Annotated in this window: 20 protein-coding genes and 2 pseudogenes; 7 read left to right on the top strand and 15 right to left on the bottom strand. The window is 61.0% G+C overall.

Going from position 1 to position 24,762, the window contains the following annotated elements:
- Positions 1–10: 10 nt before the first annotated feature.
- Positions 11–1,261, bottom strand: coding sequence for a sarcosine oxidase subunit beta family protein (locus tag AC3B5Q_RS01405; RefSeq protein WP_003255680.1), 1,251 nt, complete (start codon positions 1,259–1,261; stop codon positions 11–13).
- Positions 1,262–1,276: 15 nt separating this feature from the next.
- Entirely contained in the window at positions 1,277–2,530 is a 1,254-nt protein-coding gene (locus AC3B5Q_RS01400; RefSeq protein WP_021782655.1) for a serine hydroxymethyltransferase, read from the bottom strand.
- Positions 2,531–2,868: 338 nt separating this feature from the next.
- Here AC3B5Q_RS01400 and AC3B5Q_RS01395 point away from each other — a divergent pair, with 338 nt between their 5' ends.
- Positions 2,869–3,909 (top strand): threonine aldolase family protein, encoded by a 1,041-nt coding sequence (locus tag AC3B5Q_RS01395; RefSeq protein ID WP_021782654.1) that lies wholly within the window; start codon positions 2,869–2,871, stop codon positions 3,907–3,909.
- A gap of 34 nt (positions 3,910–3,943) precedes the next feature.
- On the opposite strand, the pseudogene mcpH (AC3B5Q_RS01390) reads toward AC3B5Q_RS01395, so the two are convergent.
- The 6 genes and pseudogenes from mcpH (AC3B5Q_RS01390) to gbcB all read right to left on the bottom strand — a co-directional run.
- Positions 3,944–4,459: pseudogene (gene mcpH / locus AC3B5Q_RS01390) on the bottom strand (methyl-accepting chemotaxis protein McpH); the annotation flags it as partial.
- A 348-nt stretch (positions 4,460–4,807) separates the two neighbouring features.
- Positions 4,808–5,836: pseudogene (gene mcpH, locus AC3B5Q_RS01385) on the bottom strand (methyl-accepting chemotaxis protein McpH); the annotation flags it as partial.
- A gap of 225 nt (positions 5,837–6,061) precedes the next feature.
- Positions 6,062–6,364 carry a cell division protein ZapA gene (locus tag AC3B5Q_RS01380; protein WP_003255684.1) on the bottom strand — a complete coding sequence of 101 codons (303 nt, stop codon included), beginning with the start codon at positions 6,362–6,364 and terminating at the stop codon, positions 6,062–6,064.
- On the bottom strand, positions 6,361–6,591 hold the full coding sequence (locus AC3B5Q_RS01375; protein ID WP_003255686.1) for a hypothetical protein: 231 nt from the start codon (positions 6,589–6,591) through the stop codon (positions 6,361–6,363). Before AC3B5Q_RS01375 ends, AC3B5Q_RS01380 begins: the two co-directional genes overlap by 4 nt.
- Before the next feature lie 143 nt (positions 6,592–6,734).
- The gene (locus AC3B5Q_RS01370; protein ID WP_488392799.1) at positions 6,735–7,475 is read right to left on the bottom strand and encodes an RHS repeat-associated core domain-containing protein; all 741 of its coding nucleotides are present in this window, start codon (positions 7,473–7,475) and stop codon (positions 6,735–6,737) included.
- 116 nt (positions 7,476–7,591) lie between these two features.
- Positions 7,592–8,692 (bottom strand): glycine betaine monooxygenase reductase subunit, encoded by a 1,101-nt coding sequence (gene gbcB / locus AC3B5Q_RS01365; protein ID WP_021782652.1) that lies wholly within the window; start codon positions 8,690–8,692, stop codon positions 7,592–7,594.
- A 295-nt stretch (positions 8,693–8,987) separates the two neighbouring features.
- Between gbcB and gbca the strand changes: the two genes are divergently transcribed.
- On the top strand, positions 8,988–10,280 hold the full coding sequence (gbca, locus tag AC3B5Q_RS01360; protein ID WP_021782651.1) for a glycine betaine monooxygenase oxygenase subunit: 1,293 nt from the start codon (positions 8,988–8,990) through the stop codon (positions 10,278–10,280).
- A gap of 1,238 nt (positions 10,281–11,518) precedes the next feature.
- Here gbca and etfB read toward each other — a convergent pair.
- The 6 genes from etfB to AC3B5Q_RS01330 form a co-directional block, all read right to left on the bottom strand.
- Entirely contained in the window at positions 11,519–12,289 is a 771-nt protein-coding gene (gene etfB, locus AC3B5Q_RS01355; RefSeq protein WP_003255694.1) for an electron transfer flavoprotein subunit beta, read from the bottom strand.
- A gap of 10 nt (positions 12,290–12,299) precedes the next feature.
- Positions 12,300–13,532, bottom strand: coding sequence for an electron transfer flavoprotein subunit alpha (etfA, locus tag AC3B5Q_RS01350; RefSeq protein WP_021782650.1), 1,233 nt, complete (start codon positions 13,530–13,532; stop codon positions 12,300–12,302).
- Positions 13,532–15,484: a dimethylglycine demethylation protein DgcB gene (dgcB, locus tag AC3B5Q_RS01345; protein WP_021782649.1), complete on the bottom strand. Its 1,953-nt coding sequence runs from the start codon at positions 15,482–15,484 to the stop codon at positions 13,532–13,534. The genes etfA and dgcB overlap by 1 nt, the downstream gene beginning before the upstream one ends.
- A 179-nt stretch (positions 15,485–15,663) precedes the next feature.
- On the bottom strand, positions 15,664–17,724 hold the full coding sequence (gene dgcA / locus AC3B5Q_RS01340) for a dimethylglycine demethylation protein DgcA (protein ID WP_003255697.1): 2,061 nt from the start codon (positions 17,722–17,724) through the stop codon (positions 15,664–15,666).
- Positions 17,725–17,739: 15 nt separating this feature from the next.
- Positions 17,740–18,270 (bottom strand): DUF5943 domain-containing protein, encoded by a 531-nt coding sequence (locus AC3B5Q_RS01335; RefSeq protein WP_021782648.1) that lies wholly within the window; start codon positions 18,268–18,270, stop codon positions 17,740–17,742.
- A gap of 76 nt (positions 18,271–18,346) precedes the next feature.
- Positions 18,347–19,324: a dipeptidase gene (locus tag AC3B5Q_RS01330; RefSeq protein WP_003255700.1), complete on the bottom strand. Its 978-nt coding sequence runs from the start codon at positions 19,322–19,324 to the stop codon at positions 18,347–18,349.
- A gap of 285 nt (positions 19,325–19,609) precedes the next feature.
- On the opposite strand from AC3B5Q_RS01330, the gene AC3B5Q_RS01325 reads away from it, so the two are divergent.
- From AC3B5Q_RS01325 to AC3B5Q_RS01315, 3 genes are all read left to right on the top strand, one after another.
- The gene (locus AC3B5Q_RS01325) at positions 19,610–20,026 is read left to right on the top strand and encodes a lysozyme inhibitor LprI family protein (protein WP_028697317.1); all 417 of its coding nucleotides are present in this window, start codon (positions 19,610–19,612) and stop codon (positions 20,024–20,026) included.
- Between the two features lie 138 nt (positions 20,027–20,164).
- A complete protein-coding gene (locus tag AC3B5Q_RS01320) occupies positions 20,165–20,857 on the top strand; it encodes a hypothetical protein (protein ID WP_003255705.1) in 693 nt (230 codons plus the stop codon).
- A gap of 73 nt (positions 20,858–20,930) precedes the next feature.
- The gene (locus AC3B5Q_RS01315) at positions 20,931–21,548 is read left to right on the top strand and encodes a hypothetical protein (RefSeq protein ID WP_021782646.1); all 618 of its coding nucleotides are present in this window, start codon (positions 20,931–20,933) and stop codon (positions 21,546–21,548) included.
- Positions 21,549–21,551: 3 nt separating this feature from the next.
- Here the strand turns inward: AC3B5Q_RS01315 and AC3B5Q_RS01310 are convergent, their stop codons facing one another.
- Positions 21,552–22,499 (bottom strand): GlxA family transcriptional regulator, encoded by a 948-nt coding sequence (locus tag AC3B5Q_RS01310; RefSeq protein ID WP_021782645.1) that lies wholly within the window; start codon positions 22,497–22,499, stop codon positions 21,552–21,554.
- Between the two features lie 145 nt (positions 22,500–22,644).
- Here AC3B5Q_RS01310 and choX point away from each other — a divergent pair, with 145 nt between their 5' ends.
- Both choX and cdhC read left to right on the top strand, forming a co-directional pair.
- Complete coding sequence (gene choX, locus AC3B5Q_RS01305) at positions 22,645–23,589, top strand: choline ABC transporter substrate-binding protein (protein ID WP_103443358.1); 945 nt, start codon at positions 22,645–22,647, stop codon at positions 23,587–23,589.
- 123 nt (positions 23,590–23,712) lie between these two features.
- Positions 23,713–24,597 carry a 3-dehydrocarnitine:acetyl-CoA trimethylamine transferase CdhC gene (gene cdhC, locus AC3B5Q_RS01300; protein WP_021782643.1) on the top strand — a complete coding sequence of 295 codons (885 nt, stop codon included), beginning with the start codon at positions 23,713–23,715 and terminating at the stop codon, positions 24,595–24,597.
- Positions 24,598–24,762 lie beyond the last annotated feature (165 nt).

The raw sequence follows: 24,762 nt of genomic DNA, 5'->3' as shown, positions 1-24,762 counted from the left end.
GTGTCTCCGGTTAGTGGGCGACGGCGGCGGCGCCGTGTTCGTCGATCAGTGCGCCGTTGTAGAAACGGTCCATGGAGAACGGCGCGGCCAGTGGGTGCATTTCGCCCTTGGCCAGGCTCGCGGCGAAGACGTTGCCCGAACCGGGGGTCGCCTTGAAGCCGCCAGTACCCCAACCGCAGTTGAAGAACATGTTCTTGACCGGGGTTTTGGTGATGATCGGGCAGGCGTCCGGCGAGGTGTCTACGATGCCGCCCCACTGGCGGTTCATGCGAACACGCGAAAGGTTGGGGAACATCTCGACGATGGCCTGCAGGGTGTGCTCGATCACCGGGTACGAACCGCGCTGGCCGTAGCCGACCCAGCCGTCGATACCGGCACCGATCACCAGGTCGCCTTTGTCGGACTGGCTGATGTAGCCGTGCACGGCGTTGGACATGATCACGCTGTCGATGATCGGCTTGATCGGCTCGGATACCAGCGCTTGGAGCGGGTGCGATTCCAGCGGCAGGCGGAAGCCGGCCAGCTTGGCCATGTGCCCGGAGTTACCGGCGGTGACCACGCCGACGCGCTTGGCGCCGATGAAGCCTTTGTTGGTTTCCACACCGATGACCGCGCCGTTTTCCTTGCGGAAGCCGATCACTTCGGTTTGCTGGATCAGGTCGACACCCAAGGCGTCGGCAGCGCGGGCGAAGCCCCAGGCCACGGCATCGTGACGGGCAACGCCGCCACGGCGCTGTACGGTGGCGCCGAGGATCGGGTAGCGGGTGTTCTTGGAGCAGTCCAGGTACGGGATTTCGGCCGCAACCTGGGCAGTATTCAGCAGCTCGCCATCCACGCCGTTGAGGCGGTTGGCGCTGACCCGACGCTCGGAGTCACGCATGTCCTGCAGGGTGTGACACAGGTTGTAAACACCGCGCTGGGAGAACATCACGTTGTAGTTGAGGTCCTGGGACAGGCCCTCCCACAGCTTCATGGCGTGCTCGTACAGGTGCGCCGACTCGTCCCACAGGTAGTTGGAACGCACGATGGTGGTGTTACGGGCGGTGTTGCCGCCGCCCAGGTAGCCCTTCTCGATCACGGCAACGTTGGTGATGCCGTGCTCTTTGGCCAGGTAGTAGGCCGTGGCCAGGCCATGGCCGCCACCACCGACAATAACCACGTCGTAAACCTTTTTAGGGGTTGGCGTGCGCCACATCCGCTGCCAGTTTTCGTGGTGGCTGAGGGAGTGCTTGAAAAGGCCGAAGCCCGAGTAACGTTGCATGGTGTGTGACTCCACTCAGCGGTAGACAGGGAAATCTGCGCACAGGGCCGCGACGTTCTTCGCCACATCGGCTTCGACGTCTGCGTCACCGAGGTTGTCGAGGATGTCGCAAATCCAGCCAGCCAATGCCACACACTGAGCGACCTTGAAGCCGCGGGTGGTGACGGCCGGGGTGCCGATACGCAGACCCGAAGTGACGAACGGCGACTGCGGGTCGTTCGGCACGGCGTTCTTGTTGACGGTGATATGCGCACGACCCAGGGCGGCGTCGGCATCTTTGCCAGTCAGGCCCTGACGGATCAGGCTGACCAGGAACAGGTGGTTGTCGGTACCACCGGAAACCACATCGTAGCCACGGTCGATGAACACCTTGGCCATGGCCTGGGCGTTTTCGATCACTTGCTGCTGGTAGGCCTTGAATTCAGGCTCCAGCGCTTCCTTGAAGCACACCGCCTTGGCAGCGATCACGTGCATCAGCGGGCCACCCTGGGCGCCCGGGAATACAGCGGCGTTCAGCTTTTTCTCGATCTCTTCGTTCGACTTGGCCAGGATCAGGCCGCCACGTGGACCGCGCAGGGTCTTGTGGGTAGTGGTGGTGACCACGTCGGCGAACGGGATCGGGTTCGGGTACAGGCCAGCGGCAACCAGGCCGGCAACGTGGGCCATGTCGACGAACAGCAGTGCGCCCACTTTGTCGGCGATGGCGCGGAAGCGTGGGAAGTCGAGGGTCTTGGAGTAGGCCGAGAAACCGGCAACGATCATTTTCGGCTTGTGCTCGACCGCCAGGCGCTCGACTTCATCATAGTCGATCAGGCCGGTGTTGGTGTCGATGCCGTACTGGACAGCGTTGTACAGTTTGCCCGAGGAGGACACTTTGGCGCCGTGGGTCAGGTGACCACCGTGGGCCAGGCTCATGCCCAGGATGGTGTCACCGGCTTGCAGCAGGGCCAGGTAGACCGCGCCGTTGGCCGACGAGCCGGAGTGCGGCTGGACGTTTGCGTAGTCGGCACCGAACAGCTGCTTGGCGCGCTCGATAGCCAGGGCCTCTACCTTGTCTACGTGCTCGCAGCCACCGTAGTAACGCTTGCCCGGGTAGCCTTCGGCGTACTTGTTGGTCAGGCCGCTGCCTTGGGCCTGCATGACGCGCTTGCTGGTGTAGTTCTCCGAGGCGATCAGCTCGATGTGATCTTCCTGGCGCTGTTCTTCGGCATTCATCGCCGCCAGCAGTGCATCGTCGTAACCCTGGATCTGGTCTTGCTTGCTGAACATTGTGTATCTCCCGGCAGCGATCATTTTTTGTCGTGGGGCACTGTGGCCCTTTGTGGCGATGTTATGACTGGTGGGGTCGGGTCAGATGCCTGCGCACGCCTTGCAATGGCGCGTTTACGACATTCGCTGTTGTGCTGTTTGTGCTGGCCCTTTCGCGGGTGAACCCGCTCCCACAGGTACGGTCGCGCTCTGAAGGCTTGCGGCGCCCTGTGGGAGCGGGTTCACCCGCGAAAGGGCCAGCCCGGACAACACAGAAATCAGCCGATGCACGGGTTGTATAGGCAAGTGCTGAATCGATGGTTTAGAGTGCTGTTCTGCGTCGTTCACAGGACCGTGCCATGACAGACAAGAGCCAACAATTCGCCAGCGACAACTATTCCGGCATCTGCCCCGAAGCCTGGGCGGCGATGGAAAAAGCCAACCGCGGCCACGACCGCGCCTACGGCGACGACCAGTGGACCGAGCGTGCATCGGAGTACTTCCGCAATCTGTTCGAAACCGACTGCGAAGTGTTCTTCGCTTTCAACGGTACCGCGGCCAACTCCCTGGCCCTGGCGTCGCTGTGCCAGAGCTACCACAGCGTGATCTGCTCCGAGACCGCCCACGTCGAAACCGACGAATGCGGTGCGCCGGAGTTTTTCTCCAACGGCTCCAAGCTGCTGACAGCGGCCAGCGTCAACGGCAAGCTGACGCCACAGTCGATCCGCGAAGTGGCGCTCAAACGCCAGGATATCCATTACCCCAAGCCGCGCGTGGTGACCATTACCCAGGCCACGGAAGTGGGCACGGTGTACCGCCCAGACGAGCTGAAGGCGATCAGCGCCACCTGCAAGGAGCTGGGCCTGAACCTGCACATGGACGGCGCACGCTTTACCAACGCCTGTGCTTTCCTGGGCTGCAGCCCGGCCGAACTGACCTGGAAGGCCGGTGTGGATGTGCTGTGCTTTGGCGGCACCAAGAACGGCATGGCGGTGGGCGAGGCGATTCTGTTCTTCAACCGCCAGTTGGCCGAAGACTTCGATTATCGCTGCAAGCAAGCCGGGCAACTGGCGTCGAAAATGCGCTTCTTGTCGGCGCCATGGGTCGGGCTGCTGGAAGATGGCGCCTGGTTACGCCATGGAAACCACGCCAATCATTGCGCGCAGCTGCTGGCATCGTTGGTCAGTGGCCTGCCGGGGGTAGAGCTGATGTTCCCGGTGGAGGCCAACGGGGTGTTCCTGCAGATGCCGGAGCACGCCATCGAGGCGCTGCGGGGCAAGGGCTGGCGCTTCTATACCTTTATCGGCAGCGGTGGCGCGCGCTTCATGTGCTCGTGGGATACCGAAGAAGCGCGGGTGCGTGAGCTGGCCGCGGATATCCGCACGATCATTGGTGGCTGAGCGAGTGCTGGGGCCGCCTTGCGGCCCCGGCGATCTAAAGCCTGAACCCACCCATCTGCCGCGCCAGGTCATCAGCCAACCCACGCAACGCCTGGCACTCCTCGCGGCACCCTTGCACCTCCGCCGCCGTCTCACGCGCCAAATCGGAAATCCCCTGCACCGTCCGGTTGATTTCCTCGGTCACCGCCGACTGCTCCTCGGTAGCCGTGGCCACTTGGTGATTCATGTCACTGATGTGCTCTACCTGGTCGGTAATCGCGCTCAGCGATGCCCCGGTGCGCTGGCTCGATTCCACGCCGCTGCCGGTAGCCTGCTGCCCTGCCTGCATTGAACTCACCGCCGAACCTGCCCCCAGCTTCAGGCGCTGGATCATCTGCTGCACTTCATCGGTGGACAGCTGTGTGCGCCGGGCCAGCGTACGTACTTCATCGGCCACCACAGCGAACCCGCGCCCCATCTCCCCTGCCCGCGCGGCCTCGATGGCAGCGTTCAGCGCGAGCAGGTTGGTCTGCTCGGAAATGCTGCGGATTACCGCGAGCACTTCATCGACCGAGGCGACTTCGTCAGCCAGTTGGCTGACCGCATCGGCCGCCTTGCCGATGTCACCCGACATGCCCTCGATGCCACGAATGGATCGTTGCACCACCTCGCGCGCCTGCAACGCCTCGTCTCGTGCCGACTGCGACGCCTGGGCCGCATCGCCGGCATTACGGGCGATGTCCTGCACGGTCAGGCCCATCTCGTGTACAGCAGTGGCGACCATTTCGGTCATCTCCTGCTGGCGCCCGGAGCGCTCGGCAGTGTTGTCCACCACCTGGGTTACCTGCTCCACGGCCCGCCGCAGCCGCTCGGAGGTACTCAACACCTCGCCGATCAGGCTGCGCTGGCTGTCCAGAAAGCGGTTGAAACCACGGGCCAGGTCACCCAGCTCATCCTGGCGCGAATCGTCCAGACGGTGGCTGAGATCCCCCGCTCCACCGCCAATCTGAACCAATGCAGCGGTAACGCGGCGGATCGGCCGCACCAGGCCTCGCGCCAGCAGTACCACCAACAGCAGCGACACCAAGGCTACGGCGCCACCGATCAGGCTGGTCAGCCAGACGGCCTGATGCATTTGCGCGTAAATTTCCGACTCTGGCACTTCGGCCACAAGGGTCCAGTTGAGGTCGCGCAAGGGCAAGCCCAGCGCCAGGTAGCGCTCACCGTCACGGCTGAAGCGGCTGCTACGCAGGCTCGCGCCTCCGGTCATGACACCTTTGGCTGCGTCCGCGCCAAGCTGCTCGGCAAGCTGGCGCTTGCCACTGAAGGCACCATCGGGATGCACCTGGATCAAACCATCGTTGCGCACCAGAAACACTTTGCCGTGCTCGCCAAAGCTGAAATCGTGGATCAGCTTCGACAACTCGGTCATGCGCAGGCCCATGCCGGCCACACCCACCAGCTTGCCTTCCTTTTCCACACGATAATCGATGAACAGTGCCAGCTCGCCGGTGGCACCATCGATGTCGATGTTGATGAACCGCTCGGCGCCGCTGTCGATGTAACCGTAAAACCAATTGTCCTTGGGGTTGCTGCGGCTGAGGGTACGGTCCAGGCCCTTCTCGCTGTAGTAGTGGCCGGTTTCGGTCGAGGCGAACAGCGCAGTAAAAGCGTGGTTGCGCTGTTTGGCGGCGGCCAGGTATTCGATGAATTGGGGTGCCTGCGCGGGATCTTCACCGGCAGCAAGCCAGTCGCGCAGCAGAGTATTACCGGCAATGTCCGCGGCAGCGACCAACGGTTGCCCCAGCATGCGCTCGATGTCGTTGCGGATGGCCTCGACGCTGGCGGGCAGGGCAGTGTCGACCAGGTAGCGGTCGGTGAGACGGTTGAGCGCCACGGTGAAGATAATGACCACCACCAGGATGCTCGCCAGCAAGGCAGCGCCCATGCTGGTGATCAATTGCAACTGGATGCTCTTACGCCAGATACGCATGCCCCTACTCCCCGCACATTATTGTTCTGCGGAAAGTGTATACACTTGCGTATCCAGTTAATCCAGTGATCTGAAGCAATCAGATGCACCCCGCAGGAGCGGATTTACCCGCGAACGCGATGTTGAAGCCACTGACGCATTCGCGGGTAAACCCGCTCCTAGAGGGGAAAGTGTGCGGTCTTATTGCTCTGCAATGGTCCGCACGATGGCATCCACCGTGGCGTCGATTTGCGCTTGAGTACGCGCAAGGGTCTGCTGATGCTCTTTCTGCAGTTCAACCTGTTTGGAGCACAGGTTAAGGGCAGCCAGCACCAGCAGTTTGTCACCGATCAAGGTCGGGTACTGACGCTTGGTCTCGTTAAGGGCTTTGTTGAGCATCCGTACCGCCTGGGCCAGGGTTTCTTCCTGGCCTTCGGGCGCCTTGATCGAATAGTCGATGCCGAGAATCGACACGACATTGATCGGCTGCTCCTGCAGTCTCATGCGCCAACAACGCCCGCGCTGGCACGCTCGACCAGGGCCTGGATGCGTGCTGCGGTAGCGCCGTTCTTCTCTTCCTGCTCCATCAGCGACAGTTGCAGGGTTTCGTTCTCTTCCTTGGCCTGGGCCAGTTCCTGGCCAAGGGCGGTGTTCTGCTCGATGAGTTGAGCGTTTTTCTGCATCAGGTCGCTGACCAGTTGCTCGATTTGATTCAGGGAAGCTTCCAGCATGGGTCTATCTCAGGTTGTTGCGAGGGGCACACACGATAAAGAAAAGTGCGCCCTATCGCCATTAAATATCGGATTCATAAGGTGTCGAACCCGCAGATTGACAGGATAACCGGCACCTTGTTCCGACTTGAGTCAACCGCCGGTCAGGAAAAAGATAGCTGCCTCACAAACTTCGCCCGAGGTACGGGCATGGGGCGGGGGGGCATTGCTGAGGAACTGAAGCCGCTTTGCAGCCTCACCGGTCCGACCGACTTACTGGCTTGCGAGTCAATTTGAGGATTACCGGCAAATGGGCCAACAAACGGCGAAAATTCGGCACCAGCCAGATCCATCACATAAGGTCCTGAGGCAGGGATCAAATGATCAACATGCTTCTTCAGAGCCTTACCGACCGAAACGACTTTAACGCTGAACCTCACGACGCTGCCAACAGCAGCCAACTCTTTGGCACCGGGTACTCCGTAAGAGGCCATGGCGCCGCCGATGCCGGCCAACCATGTAGCGCCCTCGCCCAACGTCTTCAACCGATCGCGGCCAGAAAAAAATGCTTTGATTCGCGATCCAAACCATACAACTCGTTTAGCCAGCACCCAGAGGCTGGACGTTCCACTTGGATCATGCCTGTTGAGCGGGTCTCCCAGGCAGTAGGCATAAGCGTTGATGCCACCTTTGGAAAACGGGCTTAGTTGGTCTGCAGACAAAAATCGCCTCAAGGTTGGGCTATATGCTCTTCTGCCATTGCCAAGCAGATAATTGCCAGTGGGGGCGTCGCGCAGCTCTCCATTGAATGCGAGTAGAGAAGCATGATTGCCAAATTGCGCGCCGTAGGGATCGTATGGCGCTGAGCGGCACATACTCACGGCAAGCGAATTGCTTTGGTTCATACAATCATCCAGAGTGGTTTCAGGCAACCTTACTCGGCCACCAGGCACTCTGAAACTGGCAAAAGTGCCAGTCCTGCAATAGAACAGGGCTGCGCAAGCAGCCCCGATATCTCGAATCAGTAATCGATCCGCACATCCCCTTTCGGCACGCTGCAGCACGACAGGATGTAGCCCTCGGCTTCGTCCTCTTCGGTAATCCCGCCGTTGTGCTCCATCTCCACTTCACCACCCAGCTTGAGCACCTTGCAGGTGCCGCAGATGCCCATGCCGCAGGCTTTCGGGATCATCAGGCCAACCTTGGCTGCCGCCGCGTGCACGGTCTCGCCCGGGGCGATGCGGATGCTCTTCTCGCTGCCGATGAACTCCACCAGATTGAGGTCGGACGCATCCAGCTCCGGTGCATCGGCCGCCTGCTCGGCGTGCTCCACGGCATCGGCCTTGGCTTCTGCCGGCGTCGCGCCGAACGATTCCTCATGGTAATTCGCCATGTCGAAACCGACCGCTTCGAGCAGGCGCTTGACCGCTGTCATGTACGGCGTCGGGCCGCAGCAGAACACCACGCGCTCCATGTAGTCCGGCGCGATCAGCTCCATCAGCCGCTGGTTCAGGTAACCGCGGTACCCCGCCCACGGCTCGCCCAGGCCATGCTTTTCGCAAATGATGTGCAGGCTGAAGTTGGGGATGCGCGAAGCCATCTGCTCCAGCTCGCGGTGGTAGATGATGTCCTTCGGCGAACGGGCGCTGTGCACGAACACCATGTCGACATTGGCGTTGGTGTCGTAGAACCAGCGCGCCATGGACATCACCGGAGTAATGCCCACACCGCCCGACAGGTACAGCACCTTGCCCGACGGGAAGTCGATGGCATTGAACAGGCCCACAGGGCCGTGCACCGGCAGTTCGAGGCCTTCGTGCATGGTGTCGTGCAGGAAGTTGGAGACCAGGCCGCCCGGCACGCGCTTGACGGTGATCGAGAAGCTGTAGGGCACCGACGGCGAACTGGAGATGGTGTAGGACCGCATCACGGGCTTGCCTTCGATCTCCAGCTCCAGGGTGACGAACTGCCCCGGCTTGAAGAAGAACATGATCGGCTGGTCGGCCATGAAGCAGAAGGTGCGCACGTCCCAGGTCTCCTGGATGACCTTGACGCAGCGCACAATGTGGCGGCCGTTGGCCCAGGTCTGGGTAGTGACCGGATTGAGGAAGGTATCGGACATGTTCTTCTCCAGCGGCCGACTATGGCCCTTTTCATGGCTGCGATAATGCGCAAGCTGAAGACGACGTACATTCCTGCCTGCGACATCGACGTGCTTATCGCGACCAGCCCCGTGGCACAAGGGCTGGCGCGTCGTTATTCAAATCGGCCATGTCGCCCATGGATACGGTTCGCGGCGTCTTCGGACGCACACTCCACGGCAAAAGAACTAGCTGTTTTATCTGAAGCAGCCTTGCGGCACCACAACAACGATTAGCCACCTTTTGCCGGCCGCATACGGCCCCGAGGAATACACGATGGACGTCACCGCAACCCTGAGCCTGGGCGATCCACTTGAACCTGCACGCAAGGCCACCGCCGAGATGTTGCAGACCCGCGAGCGCACCTACTCGCTACCCCAGCCTTTCTACACCGACGAGCGTCTGTTCCAGATCGACATGCAGGAAATCTTCCATAAAGAATGGTTGATCGCCGGCATGACCTGCGAGATCCCGGCCAAGGGCAACTACATCACCCTGCAGATCGGCAAGAACCCGATCATTGTGGTGCGCGGTGCCGAAGGCAAGGTACATGCGTTCCACAACGTCTGCCGCCACCGCGGTTCGCGCCTGTGCGTCAGCGAGAAAGGCAAGGTGGCCAAACTGGTGTGCCCATATCACCAGTGGACTTACGAGCTGGACGGCCGCCTGCTGTTCGCCGGCACCGAGATGGGTGCTGACTTCGATATGAACCAGTATGGCCTCAAGCCGGTGAACGTGAAGGTTGCCGGGGGCTACATCTTCATCAGCCTGGCGGAAAACCCGCCTGCCATCGACGAGTTCCTGGCCACCCTGGACCATTACATGGAACCGTACGACATGGAGAACACCAAGGTGGCGGTGCAAACCACCTTGATGGAAAAGGCAAACTGGAAGCTGGTGCTGGAAAACAACCGCGAGTGCTACCACTGCAACGGTTCGCACCCGGAATTGCTGCAAACCCTGCTGGAGTGGGACGACACCAACGACCCGCGCGCCAGCCAGGAATTCAAGGACCACGTGGCCGCCTCCGCTGCAGCCTGGGAAGCCGAGAAGATCCCTTACCTGCACAAGAGCCACGGCCTGCGTAACCGTATCGTGCGCATGCCGCTGCTCAAGGGCACCGTGTCGATGACCATGGACGGCAAGCAGGCCTGCCAGAAGCTGATGGGTCGCATCAAGAACCCGGACCTTGGCTCGATGCGCATCCTGCACCTGCCGCACTCGTGGAACCACTGCATGGGCGACCACATGATCGTGTTCACCGTGTGGCCGATCAGCGCCCAGGAAACCATGGTCACCACCAAGTGGCTGGTGCACAAGGATGCCGTGGAAGGCGTGGACTACAACCCAGAGAACATGCGCAAGGTGTGGGACGCCACCAACGACCAGGACCGTCGTCTGGCCGAAGAGAACCAGCGTGGAATCAACTCCACCGCGTACCAGCCTGGCCCGTATTCGAAGACTTACGAGTTTGGTGTGGTGAACTTCATTGACTGGTACAGCGGGCGGATGCTGAACAACCTGGGAGCAGAGCCGGCGGCTTATCTGAAAGAAGTGCAGGCGCAATAAGCGACTGCACTGAGGTGTGGAGGGGCTGAAACATGGCCCCTCCAATTCACCTCGAAGGTCGTCTTTGTCTAAGCATCATCGTATCGTTCTGAAAAGCCCATGAATCCGAAGCCCTCTCTAAGGGGCTTGCTCGGCCCACTTCATGAGCAGGACGGTTGACTACAGATTGCCGCACCGGCAGACCACGCTGAAGTGAGCTCTGTACGCCTTCCAAAGCAATTTCCGGAGCAACCTCAGCCGGGACTCCGCCTGTCAATAAATCGAAATTTTTCCCGACCTGACTTAGAGGACTGCTTCTTGGGCCAAGTGCAGCGTTGATAGCGCGTGCGCCAGTGCCGTCAGGCTTATCATCGCCCCGGCGTTCGCCCCCAAAATTGCACCCTCCACTCCTGCAAATTGCGCCGCAGCGCTTCCCAAGCTCAAGAGTGAACCGAATGTACTCATTCACGCAGTGTTAAGCCCCAGACGATCGGTAGGAGGCCCCAGGAAGTTGTACCCCAAGGTCGGCCCATTCGACGCCATCCCCAAGCCTCGTGAAGTTACTGGATCCCGATACTGTCCACAAAAAGCCAGCCCAGGAGCCAGAGCTGCGTGATAACGCCGTAAGGCTTATAAGCACGGGGGTCGCAAACTGACGCCATGAGTTACCCACAAACATGAAGCCCTGTGGACACGATTATGGCTGGCTGGAGTTTTGCGGACTGGCAACAATGCCAGGCAGGGCGCTGATCATTATTTGATCATATTAGCCAAGCCCTCATTAGCACTGGGCTACAGCGGGGTTCATACACCTTGTCCACAGAGACACCAACAGACTTTGTGAGCAACCGATGAATTGTGTGGAACCGGGTTGTGGATAAGCGGTTCAAAGTCCTGATTATCAGGGATCGAGCAGGATTCAAACGGGATTGATCATTTTTTGAACAAACCTATCAACACCTTTAACTACGCAGCCTGCAGCCGTAACCGAACAGATTATCCACAGACCGGCTAACAGGGATTGTGGGCAAAATCAGGAAAATGCTGACATACGCGCCTGCAAAGACTGGAAGAGTGCCTGAACGTTTTTTGATCAAAAACCTGGAGAGCCCGTCACAAACGGCCTGTAGACATGCACAAACACTTTATCCACACCTTGGCGAACAGTTTTGGTGGGCAAAAGCGCTCGGTCAATGCTGAGTATTGAATGAGGGAGCGGCCTTGCCGGGACGCTCCCATAAAGAGACCTCTAGCCCTGCTCAGCGCAGGACACCCTCTTCCACCAGCAGCTTGAGGATGGCCTCAGCGCCTTCCTGCGGCGAAACGTCCTTCAGCACCTTGCCACCACCGCCGCTGGCCTTGGCGGTTGCCGCCTTCATGCGATCGGCGCCACTCTTGGCCTTGATCACCTTCAAGCGCTTGGGCCGTGGGCGGGCCGGTTGCAACTCGGCTTCAGCCAACAGCTCATCTTCGACAATGGCCACGTTACGCGCCGCCAATACCCCCCGGCGCGCAGGTCCAAAAGCGCTCTGGCGCGGCTTGGGCGCAGCGTTATCCACAGTCGCCAGCAATGGCAGACGTACCTTCAGCCGACGCCGCTGACCTCGCGGCAAAGCCTGCAACACCTGCGCGGTGCCGTTGTCGATCGACTCCACCTCAGCCAACCCGACAATCAGCGGCCAGCCGAGCTTTTCGGCCAGCAGGAACGGCAACATACCCGAACCCTCGCCAGTCTCGGCCTGGCTGCCGGTCAGCACCAGCTGGGCACCGGCGTCGCGCAGATAATCACCCAGCACGCCCAGCACATCGGCACCGGCCGGTTGCTCCAGCACGTCGAGGTGGTCCAGGCCCATGCCCAGGTAAGCGCGCAAGGCCTCTTCCTGTGGATCGCCCGCATGCACCACCTGCAAGTTATCCCCAGCCAGCTGCAAACCCAGCTCCACGGCGCGGGCATCCTGCTCGGCGCGGCGGGCGCGGCCGGAGCTGGGGTGGGCACCAATGGAAACTAGGCTGATCACTTTCGTACTCATGCTCGTGCCCTTATGCCGCGTCGCGCTGGCCGCCGCTGCGGAAGTTTTCCACAGCCTCGATCAACGCCTTGAGAATCGCCGAGCTGTCGCCAATCACCGACAGGTCAGCCCGTTTGATCATGTCGCAGCCCGGATCCATGTTGATCGCCACCACCTTGTCGCAGGCACCGATACCCTGCAGGTGCTGGATCGCGCCCGAGATACCCACAGCCACGTAGACACGCGCGGTAACCCAGGTGCCGGTGGCCCCCACTTGGCGGTTGCGCGGCATGAAGCCGTCGTCCACTGCCACCCGCGAGGCACCTTCGGTAGCGCCGAGGGCTGCGGTGGCCTTGTGGTACAGGTCCCAGTCCTTGACACCGTTGCCGCCCGAGACGATGAACTCGGCTTCGGCCATGGCAATGGTGGCCGGGTCGACGGCCACCGAGCCAAGGTCTTCGATGCGCGGCAGGCTGCGCACCACACTTGTGGACAACTCCACCGGCAGCGCTTCGTGACGAGTCTCGCTGACCGGCTCGGCGCACTCGGCTGCCGCCAGGATCAGGCGCGGCACGGCGCGTTGCAGGTCTTGCTGGCCGGCACCGGCGCGGCCGATGCACTGGCCGTCCTTGACCTGCCATACCCGCGTTGCCGGGCGCTCGCCCAGCGCTGCGCCCAGGCGCCGACCCAGTTCACCGCCACCGGTGCGGCTGTCGGGCAGCAACCAGTGGCGCGGCGTGAACTGGTTATCCACAGTCCGCAGGCCTTGCACCAGTTGCTCCGGTGCATAACCTTCAAAGGCCTCGCCTTCGATAACCAGCAGGCGGTCGACACCGGCTGTGGAAAAGTTGCTTTCCTTGTGCTCGTTGAACACCACTGCCAGCACCGCCCCGTCGCTGCCGGCCAGGCTGTGGGCCAGGCCGAGCAGGTCGCGGTCGTGGCTGCTCAGGCGGCCACCAACCATGTCCGGCACGACGGCAATGTAGAACGCCGGCTCCGGCACCTGGTGCAGTGGCAACTTGACCTCGACCGCCGCCGTGCGTCGCCCGCCCGCACCGGTGCCCTGCTGGGCGCCGCTGCGGTCGATACGCTTGATGCCGGCCGGGCCGACAAAGCCCGCGGCAATCGCATGCGGATTCTTGCGGATGATGCCGTTAGGCCCCATCCAGCTGGTCTGCTGCGTCTGCATCGCGGCATGCAGCGGGTGCAGACGGTTACGGGCGATCCACTCGGCGCGTGGATCGCGGCGGATAATGTCGCTCATCAGTGCACCTCCGCAGGTTCACGTTTAGCCGTTTGCGGCTTTGGGACAGTGGAGCCGTCCTCCTCGATCAGCACGTCGGCTACCAGTTCAGCCAAGTCCTTGATCTGCGGGCGCGGTTCGACCACGCCTTCAAGCATGGCAGTGCACTGCGGGCAACCCACAGCTACCAGCTCGGCCTCGGTTTCACGGATGTCGTCCATGCGCATATCGGGAATACGCTGCTTGCCAGGGATATCAGTGATCGGCGCACCGCCGCCACCACCGCAGCAACGGGAACGGAAGCCCGAGCGCTGCATCTCGCGCACTTCGATACCCAGCGCCTTGAGCACTTCGCGCGGGGCTTCGTACTCGCCGTTGTAGCGGCCCAGGTAGCACGGATCGTGGTAGGTGACGCTACCACCCTTGTGCTGGCCGAGGTTGAGCTTCTTGGCCGCGATCAGTTCGGCGATGTAGGTGCTGTGGTGCTGCACCTGGTAATCACCGCCCAGGGCGCCGTATTCGTTCTTCAGCACATGGAAGCTGTGCGGATCGCAGGTGACGATGCGCTGGAACTTGTACTTGGCCAGGGTCTGGATGTTGCGTTTGGCCAGTTGCTGGAAGGTAGCCTCATCGCCCAGACGGCGCGCCACGTCGCCGCTGTCGCGCTCTTCCAGGCCGAGTACGGCGAAGTCCACGCCCGAGGCTTTCAACACTTTGACAAACGAACGCAAAGTGCGCTGGTTACGCATGTCGAAGGCACCATCGCCAACCCAGAACAACACTTCGGTCGCTTTGACTTCAGACAGCAGTTGCAGGTTAAGGTCGGCAGCCCAGTTCATGCGCCCGCCGGGGGCGAAGCCGCCAGGGTTGTCGGTAGCGATCAGGTTGTCCAGCACCTCGGCGCCCTTGTTCGGGGTAGCGCCCTTTTCCAGGGTGAGGTGGCGGCGCATGTCGACGATGGCATCGACGTGCTCGATCATCATCGGGCACTCCTCGACGCAGGCACGGCAGGTGGTGCAGGACCACAGCGTTTCGGCGTCGACCAGGCCATTGACGATCGGCTGATGCGGATTGCCGCCGTGTTCGCCGATCGGTTTGCCAGGGTACGGGCTACCGGCAAATTGCGCGTCCGTGCCACCGGCAAGGCCGATGACCATGTCCTGAATGAGTTTTTTCGGGTTCAGCGGCTGGCCAGCGGCAAAGGCCGGGCACATGGCTTCACATTTACCGCACTGCACGCAGGCATCGAAGCCCAGCAGCTGGTTCCAGGTGAAGTCCACCGGTTTTTCCACCCCCAGGGGGGCGTTCGGGTCTTCCAGATCCAGCGGCTTTAGGCCGGTGGAGCGGCCGCCGCCGAAGCGATCGGCACGGCGGTGCCAGGCCAGGTGCAAGGCACCGGCGAAGGCGTGCTTCATCGGGCCGCCCCAGGTCATGCCAAAGAACAGCTCCGATACACCCCACAGCACGCCCAGGCCCAGAATGGCGACCATCACCCAGCCACCGGTGTTGGCCGGCAGGATACCGGCGACCGGCAGGGTGGCAATGAAGAAGCTCACGGCGAACGCCAGCAAACTCTTCGGCAGGCGCATCCACGGGCCCTTGGACAGGCGAGAGGGCGGGTTGAGGCGGCGTTTGAAGACAAAGATGGCGCCGGTGAACATGATCACCGTGGCTACCAGCAGTGCATAGCCGAGGATCTTGCTCTGCAGGCCAAAACCATGCACCAGAATCGCCAGGGCAGCGGACAGCACAAAGCCGCCCGCAGTGGCCACGTGGGTCTTGGACATGTATTTGTCGCGCTCAACCACGTGGTGCAGGTCCACCAGGTAGCGGCGCGGCATGGCCAGCAGGCCGCCGATCAGGTTGACCTTGGACGGCCGGCCACGGCGCCACATGCGTACCCGGCGCAAGGCACCGAGCACTGCCAGGCCAAGGGCAGCGAACAGCAGAATGGGTAGAAGGGTGTTCAACATGGGAGACTCCCCACAAACAGCTGGATTCTTGCGCCGACCAGAGGGCGAGACTGGCCCCATGTAGGAGCGGGTCCACCCGCGAATGCATCCGGTCAGGCAACAGTGTTGTCAGTGCTGACGCATTCGCGGGTGAACCCGCTCCTACAGGGATCGCGCCCGATGGCGGCGACTGTTAACGATCAGAAGTCCTTGCAGAGGCGCAAGGCGTCGTAGATCGCCGCATGCACGTTGCGCTGGGCCACGCAGTCGCCGATGCGGTACAGCAGGTAGCCTTCGCCCGGCTGGCTCAGGATCGGCTGTGGCTTGATGGCGAACAGCGCCTCCACGTCGATCTGGCCCTTGTTGCGCGAACCTTCCTTGAGCGCGTAGTACAGCTCTTCGTCAGGGCGCACGCCGTTCTCGACCACTACCTGATCGACCACGCGCTCTTCCTTGGCGCCGGTGTATTCGTTCTCCAGTACCGCCACCAGCTTGTCGCCTTCGCGGTAGACCTTTTCCAGCATCATGTCGCCGGTCATGATCACTTCTTTGGGGTACATGCTGCGGTAGTAGGTGGGGAAGGTGGTACCACCCATGGCCACGCCTGGCTTGATGTCGTCGGTGACGATCTCGACCTGGCTGCCTTTGTCGGCGATGAAGTCGGCTACCGACATACCGGTGAATTCGCAGATGGTGTCGTACACCAGCACGTTCTTGCCCGGCGCTACCTTGCCATCGAGCACATCCCAGCTGCTGACCACCAGCCCTTCAGCAGCGCCCCAGTGCTCGTTCTGCTCCAGGAACGAGTGCCCACCTACCGCCAGCACGATGACGTCCGGGCGCAGGTCCTGAATGGCGGCCACATCAGCGGCAGTGCCCAGGCGCAAGTCGACTTTCAGACGAGCCAGTTCAAGCTGGTACCAGCGGGTGATACCGGCAATCTGGTCACGCTGCGGGGCCTTGGCGGCGATGGTGATCTGCCCGCCGATCTGGTCCCTCTTCTCGAACAGGGTCACGTCGTGGCCGCGTTCAGCCGCCACGCGGGCAGCTTCCATCCCGGCAGGGCCTGCGCCAACCACCACCACCTTGCGCTTGACGCCAGTGGTCTTCTCGATGATGTGCGGCACACCCATGTATTCACGGGAAGTCGCGGCGTTCTGGATGCACAGCACATCCAGGCCCTGGTACTGGCGGTCGATGCAGTAGTTGGCACCGACACACTGCTTGATCTGGTCGATCTGGCCCATCTTGATCTTGGCGATCAGGTGCGGGTCTGCCATGTGCGCACGGGTCATGCCGACCATGTCCACGTAGCCGCCTTCAAGGATGCGCGTGGCCTGGTTCGGGTCTTTGATGTTCTGCGCGTGCAGCACCGGGACCTTGACCACTTCCTTGATACCGGCCGCCAGGTGCAGGAACGGCTCCGGCGGGTAGCTCATGTTGGGGATGACGTTGGCCAGGGTGTTGTGAGTATCGCAACCCGAACCGACCACACCGATGAAGTCGAGCATGCCGGTGGCGTCGTAGTAGGCGGCGATCTGCTTCATGTCTTCGTGGCTGAGGCCATCGGGATGGAACTCGTCACCACAGATACGCATGCCCACGCAGAAGTCGTCACCCACTTCGGCACGCACGGCTTTCAGCACTTCCAGGCCGAATTTCATGCGGCCTTCAAAGGTGCCGCCCCATTCGTCGGTACGCTTGTTGACCCGCGGGCTCCAGAACTGGTCGATCATGTGCTGGTGCACCGCCGACAATTCCACGCCGTCCAGGCCACCCTCTTTGGCGCGACGCGCAGCCTGCGCGTAGTTGCCGATTACCCGCCAGATCTCTTCCACCTCAATGGTTTTGCAGGTGGCGCGGTGCACAGGTTCGCGAATGCCCGATGGCGACATCAGCGTCGGCCAGTTGAAGCCGTCCCAACGCGAGCGACGGCCCATGTGGGTAATCTGGATCATGATCTTGGCGCCATGCTTGTGCATGGCGTCGGCAAGATTCTGGAAGTGCGGGATGATGCGGTCGGTCGACAAGTTGACCGATGCCCACCACTCCTGCGGGCTGTCGATGGCCACCACCGACGAGCCGCCACAGATGGCCAGGCCGATGCCGCCCTTGGCCTTCTCTTCGTAGTACTTCACATAGCGGTCGGTCGTCATGCCGCCGTCAGTGGCGTAGACCTCGGCGTGCGCAGTGCTGAGCACACGGTTGCGGATGGTCAGTTTGCCGATCTGGATCGGCTGGAACATTGCTTCGAATGCCATGACGCTATCTCCGGCTTACAACGGCTTTGTAATGAACAGGCCATCTTCGTGGCCTTCTTCCGACCCGCCATAGACCTGCTCGGCCACGGTGCGGATCTTGCTGCCGCGGGCAGCGAGAATCTGGTCCATCGCGCCAGCGAACCAGCCGGTGAACATGTAGTCGACCTTGCGGCCGCACTTGCCATAGACGTACACGAATGCAGAGTGCTTGAGCTTGACGCTGCAGGTACCTTTATCCAGGTCGATATCCTGGATCTCGAACAGGCCCCAGCCACGCTGGCTCAGACGCTTCATGTAGTGCTCGAACACCGCTACGCCTTCCAGGCCATGGCACTCGGCCTCTTTTTCACACCAGTGCCAAGCGGACTTGTAGCCAGCCTTGTAGAGGATTTCGGCATAGGCGTCGGCGCCCAGCACTTCCTCGATGCCCATATGGTTATTGACGAAGAAATGCCGAGGCACATACAGCATCGGCAAGGCGTCGCTGGTCCAGACACCGGTCTCGCTGTCGACTTCGATTGGCAATTGCGGGGCGATTTTGGCCATGGAAACTCAACTCCATAAAAATTTTTTGTGGGTGCCCCGGCGTTGCTGGCAGGGGCTATCAGGCTTGGAGAGCGGCTTACTCGCCCCAGACATCCTTGAGGACGTTTACCCAGTTCTCGCCCATGATCTTGCGTACCACACGCTCGGAGTGGCCGCGCTTGAGCAAGGTCTCGGTGAGGTTGGGGAATTCGCCGACAGTGCGAATGCCCAGTGGGTTGATGATCTTGCCGAAGTTGGTCAGACGGCGGGCGTAGCCCTTGTCATGGGTCAGGTATTCGAAGAAGTCCTGGCCGTGACCCTGGGTGAAGTCGGTACCGATACCGATGGCGTCTTCACCGACGATATTCATGGTGTATTCGATGGCTTCGGCGTAGTCATCGATGGTCGAGTCAATGCCTTTGGCCAGGAACGGCGCGAACATGGTGACGCCAACGAAACCGCCGTGATCGGCGATGAATTTCAGCTCTTCGTCCGACTTGTTGCGCGGGTGCTCTTTCAGGCCCGAGGGCAGGCAGTGCGAGTAGCACACCGGCTTTTTCGATTCGAGGATGACTTCTTCGGAAGTCTTGGAACCGACGTGGGACAGGTCGCACATGATGCCGACACGGTTCATCTCGGCAACGATCTCGCGGCCGAAGCCGGACAGCCCGCCATCACGCTCGTAGCAGCCGGTGCCAACCAGGTTCTGGGTGTTGTAGCACATCTGCACGATGCCCACGCCCAGCTGCTTGAACACGTCCACATAAGCGATCTGGTCCTCGAACGCATGGGCGTTCTGGAAGCCGAAGAGGATGCCGGTCTTGCCCAGCTCCTTGGCCTTGCGGATGTCGGCGGTGGTGCGCACCGGCATCACCAGGTCGCTGTTGTCGCGGATCAGTTTCTGGCTGGACGCGATGTTGTCGACGGTAGCCTTGAACCCTTCCCAGACCGACACCGTGCAGTTGGCCGCAGTGAGACCGCCTTTGCGCATGTCTTCGAACAGCTCGCGGTTCCATTTGGCGATGATCAGGCCATCGATGACGATGCTGTCGGCGTGTAATTCGGCTGGGCTCATCAGGCTGTCCCCTTTTATAGAGTTGGGTCGCGCCAAACCTTCTGCCGGCGCTTTGAGGCCAGCATATGCCTGTGCCCCGAGGCGCCCCGGTGCAAAAACGACAGGGGGTTTGCCGAAAGCGTCAATGCGCGACATGAGCACGTCTGGCGCGTCTTTCGGCGATGAGAGGCAGTCTCGATAACGCCATTTGCGACCGCTGCATGAACATTTGGTCAGGGAGCTACCACCTGGCCTCAGGCTGAGCGAGAATCCCTGCGATTCGACAGCCTGTTGAGGAGAAAGCGGATGAAATCAATGGCATGGCTGGTGCTGCTGGCCATCGTGAGCGGGGCCCAGGCCAGCGAGGAAGAAAGCACACCTTGCGACAATGTGGAGACCGACCAGCAGACCTTCGCCTGCGCAGCATTCAACAAGCAGATCGCCGAGCGTGAGCTGCAGTCGGCCTACGACGACCTGGTCGCGCGCATGCGTGATCAGTTTGGCGACGAGGCCGGCCTGATGTCGCGATTAGAGGCAGCCGAGCAAGTCTGGAGCCAACTGCGCGATGCAGACTGCAAGGTCGAAACCCATGCTGAACAACCAGGCAGCAAGGCCTACCAGATCGCCTGGAACAGCTGCATTGCACAGCACAGCGATGAGCGAGCGGAGTACTTGCGCAGCCTGGGCCTGCAAAACGGTGACGAGCTGGCACCCGAAGATTGATCAGTACGCGCGAGTGAACGATCAACTCCAGAGGAACAACATGCCGCTGATGTCCCCTGCGTAATTACTCGATAGTGCCCTCAGACCACGTGCTCACCATGTGTGTCTTGGAACTCACAACTATCAAGGAATTACAAAGTGGCTGACATCAAAGTTGAAATGGAAAAAATCCGCAAAGAGGGTCAAGAGCGCGTAGCCGCTACCGGCCAGACCATCTGCGTCTTCGCTGACAATGTCCCTGCCAACATTGCAGAAGACATCCTGGCCGGCATGCGCTTGATGACCGAACTGGCCAACAAGAAGTTCGACAAGGAAACCCAGCAGCGCGAGTGGTACAACTTCTACAACGATGGCCTGATCAAGTTCGGCTGGACCATGACGGGTGCAGCACATGCCGAAGATGCCATTGATGAGGACAACCTGACCTTGGCAGAGCTGATCACCAAGTCCGTCACCATCAGTGTCTCTGCGGACCCTCGTCGCGCCGCCTGCGCCAGGCGTGTTCTGCAAATTGTCGTGCAGAAACCGGAAGTCAAGGCGCATCTGGAAAAGCACAGCCACAGCGAATCCGGCAAATCGAGCAACTTCGTGGTCGCCCAGTGCGAAATGACGCCACAAGGCCTGCCGGCGATGCACATGACCAGCTTCCAGGCCAGCTACGACTCGAAAGTCGAGCGTGAAGGCGCCCTGACCCGCAAGGTCGACAAAACCTCTACCCGCGTCTATCGCGCGTCGCAGCAGGGCACGTTCAGCGTTCGTCACTTCGACGCTGCACGTGATCTTGTGAACGAGAAGATCAAAGGCGACATCGCCGCGTTTCTCGCTATCTGATTAGCGAAGCCGGGTACCAGAGCGCGCTGGTACCCGGTTCTGGTCATATACATCCATCGAGGAGCAATGCCACATGGGCGATACAAGCCTGGACACCCGAATATTCGAGGAGCGGCTAAGAATCAAGCCTGCGCCCTGGCTGACACTCGAGACATGGGAAGATTTGCAGCTATGCCTGCGTTATTCACAAGCGATGGCCAATGAAAAATACTCGATGGAGACCCAGCCTCAGCAATGGTTCGCTGTCGCTCTCGCCACCTTGCAATCATTGAAATTCACCTTGTTCGAACATACACATAAAACCATTGTGTATGAGCCGCACCTGCTTGCATTGAGCGATGTGTACAGTGGCTATCTACCCCCGCCCCGCGAGAAAGGGCCTTGGTTCAAGAGCCTTGAAGAAAATGTTCAAGCCGCTCTGCAGTCGGCAGGTACGCATACTTTCACCGTAATGAACGCCTCTTCACATCTAAGCATCGAAATGGACCATGAAGGGGACCAGGTTCCGGTTGCGATCCTGTTTTACACCTACTGCATTACCGACCCGGTCGAGCCCACCAGAAAGTTGAACCTGATATTCGACCATCTGGGTGCACGCTTCAATGCAGCGGGTTTTGCCTCGCTTCGCAAGGATCTGCAAGCAAGGAATCGTGAAAAACTGAGGGCGATTCTCGAGCGCGAGCTGGATTGAAGCTCACTTTGTACCCCCAGGCCGACGCTCCTCCCGCGGGCACCTTCCAAACCTGAGCTTGTAGCGCCGCGTGAAATACGATGGCAGTTCAAACCCACAGGCAAGGCTGACTTCAGTCACCGACATGTCGGTCTGGGCCAGCAGCTGGCGCGCCTTGTCCAGCCGTAACGCGAGATAGAAACTGCTCGGTGTGGCATCAAGGTGCATGCGAAACAAACGCTCCAATTGACGCCTTGTTACCCTGATCGCGGCAGCCAGATCCAGCGTGCTCAGTGGTGGCTCTATGTGTTTTTCCATTTCGCCGATGGCATGGATCAGCTTCTTGTTGCTGATGCCATAACGCGCACCGATCTGCATGCGCTGGTGGTCCTGGCGCTGACGGATGCGACCCAGCACGAACTGCTCGGACACCTTGACCGCCAGTTCGCTGCCGTGAGACTGGGCAATCAGGTGCAGCATCAAATCGATCGAGGCCGTTCCGCCGGCACAGGTGATGCGGCTGCGGTCAATCTCGAACAGCTCTTGGGTGGCCTGAAGGCCTGGATAGCGTTCCTTGAATGCCTCAAGCGCCTCCCAATGCAATGTCGCTCGGTAGCCCTCGAGCAGCCCTGCCTCGGCCAGCACCATCGCGCCCGTGTCGATACCACCGAGCATGACAGCTTCGTGGTTGAGCCGGCGCAGCGCATGCAGCAGTTTGGGTGCGACATTGGCCAGTGGCTCGAAGCCCGCAACCACCAGCAGGATGTTGGCCGGCTCCCCCTCCCCCAAGGCGGCATCGGCATTGATCGACATGCCATTGCTCGCCAGCACCGCCTCACCATCCAGGCTTAGCACCTGCCACCGGTACAACTGCCCACCAAAACGATTGGCCACCCGCAGTGGCTCCACCGCCGAAATGAACCCCATGGCGGAAAACCCGGGCACCAACAGAAAGGCTATCGTCTCCATCATCCCCTCCTCCACAGAAAACTGGTCGCCCAGGTGCTAATTCCTGTCGCTAGCGTGCGCTTGGGCAAGGTAGCGCCAGCGTAGCGTATTCACACGGTCCGCAGAGGCCGCCCTCAATAACAATACGCACTGCCGATGGAGAGCCACCATGCACAGCTTGATCCGCCGCAGCCTGTTGTCACTTGCCCTGAGCAGCATCGTTGCCACCCCGCTTTTCGCCGCCGAGCCCGCCGTCTGCAAAAACGTGCGCCTTGGTGTGGTCAACTGGACCGACGTCATTGCCACCAGCGCCATGGCCCAGGTGCTGCTCGACGGCCTGGGGTACCAGACCAAACAGACCAGTGCCTCGCAACAGATCATCTTCGCCGGCATCCGCGACAAGCGCCTGGACATGTTCCTGGGGTACTGGAACCCGATCATGACTCAGACCATTACCCCGTTCATCGATGCCAACCAGGTCAAAGTGCTGGACAAGCCAAGCCTGGAAGACGCGCGCGCCACCTTGGCCGTGCCGAAATACCTCTACGACAAGGGCCTGAAGACCTTCGCCGACATCCACAAGTTCGAGAAAGAGCTGGGCGGCAAGATCTATGGCATTGAACCGGGTTCCGGCGCCAACACCCAGATCAAGGCAATGATCACCAAGAACCAGTTCGACCTGGGCAAGTTCCAGCTGGTCGAGTCCAGCGAGGCCGGCATGCTCGCCGCCGTCGACCGCGCGGTGCGGCGCAAGGAGGCCGTGGTGTTCTTCGGCTGGGCGCCGCACCCGATGAACGTGAACATCGACATGGCCTACCTAGGTGACAGCCGGGATGCGCTCGGCCCTGACGAAGGCCGTGCGACGGTGTGGACAGTGACGGCGCCGGACTACGCCGAACGCTGCCCCAATGCCCACCGCCTGCTGGCCAACCTTAAGTTCAGCGCCGAGGACGAGAGCCGCATGATGCAGCCACTGCTCGACCACAAGGACGCGCTGGAATCAGCCCGCCAGTGGCTCAAGGACCACCCCGATGACAAGGCGCGCTGGCTTGAGGGTGTGACCACCTTCGATGGCAAGCCGGCTGCTGACAACCTCAAGCTTACCGCCAACTGACAGGGCCCTTTCGCGGGCACGCCCGCTCCCACAGGTACGCCGCCACACTCGGGATCACATTGATCCTGTGGGAGCGGGCATGCCCACGAAAAAGCCAACACAGACATCACAAGGAACTGCACCATGAACCACGACGTCATCATCACCTGTGCCCTCACCGGCGCAGGCGACACCGCCTCGAAAAGCCACCTGGTCCCGGTCACGCCCAAACAGATCGCCGAATCCGCCGTGGAAGCCGCCAAAGCAGGTGCCACCGTGGTCCACTGCCACGTCCGCGACCCGCAGACCGGCCGTTTCAGCCGTGATGTAAACCTCTACCGCGAAGTCATGGAACGCATCCGCGAAGCTGACGTGGACATCATCGTCAACCTCACCGCCGGCATGGGCGGCGACCTGGAAATCGGCCCGGGTGAAACGCCGCTGGAGTTCGGCCCGGGCACCGACCTGATCGGCCCGCTGGAGCGCCTGGCCCATGTCGAAGCACTGTTGCCGGAAATCTGCACCCTCGATTGCGGCACCCTCAACTTTGGTGACGGCAACTCGATCTATGTGTCCACCCCGGCCCAACTGCGCGCCGGCGCCAAGCGCATCACCGAGCTGGGGGTGAAGGCCGAGCTGGAAATCTTCGACACCGGCCACCTGTGGTTCGCCAAGCAAATGATGAAGGAAGGCCTGCTCGAAGACCCGTTGTTCCAGCTGTGCCTGGGCATCCCGTGGGGCGCACCGGCCGACACCACCACCATGAAGGCCATGGTCGACAACCTGCCAGCCAACGTCACCTGGGCCGGCTTCGGCATCGGCCGCATGCAGATGCCTATGGCTGCTCAGGCTGTGTTGCTCGGCGGCAATGTGCGGGTAGGTCTGGAGGACAACCTGTATCTGGACCGTGGCGTGCTGGCCAGCAATGGCCAACTGGTGGAACGCGCAAGCGAGATCATCACCCGCATGGGTGGCCGCGTGCTCAGCCCGGCAGAAGGCCGAGAAAAAATGAACCTCAAGCGCTGCTGATCCTTTCAACGATCGCAAATGCACCGAAGACCCTGTGGGAGCGGGCGTGCCCGTGAAGCAGGCAACGCGATGGATGGCACCGGCCGCGCCGGTGTTCGCGGGCATGCCCGCTCCCACAGGGTTAGGCAGTAACCCTGATGACTGTGTTTTACCCTGAGGACTAGC

The sequence above is a fragment of the Pseudomonas sp. D5(2026) genome (genome assembly GCF_057766845.1).
This window is presented reverse-complemented; position numbering and strand designations above follow the sequence as displayed.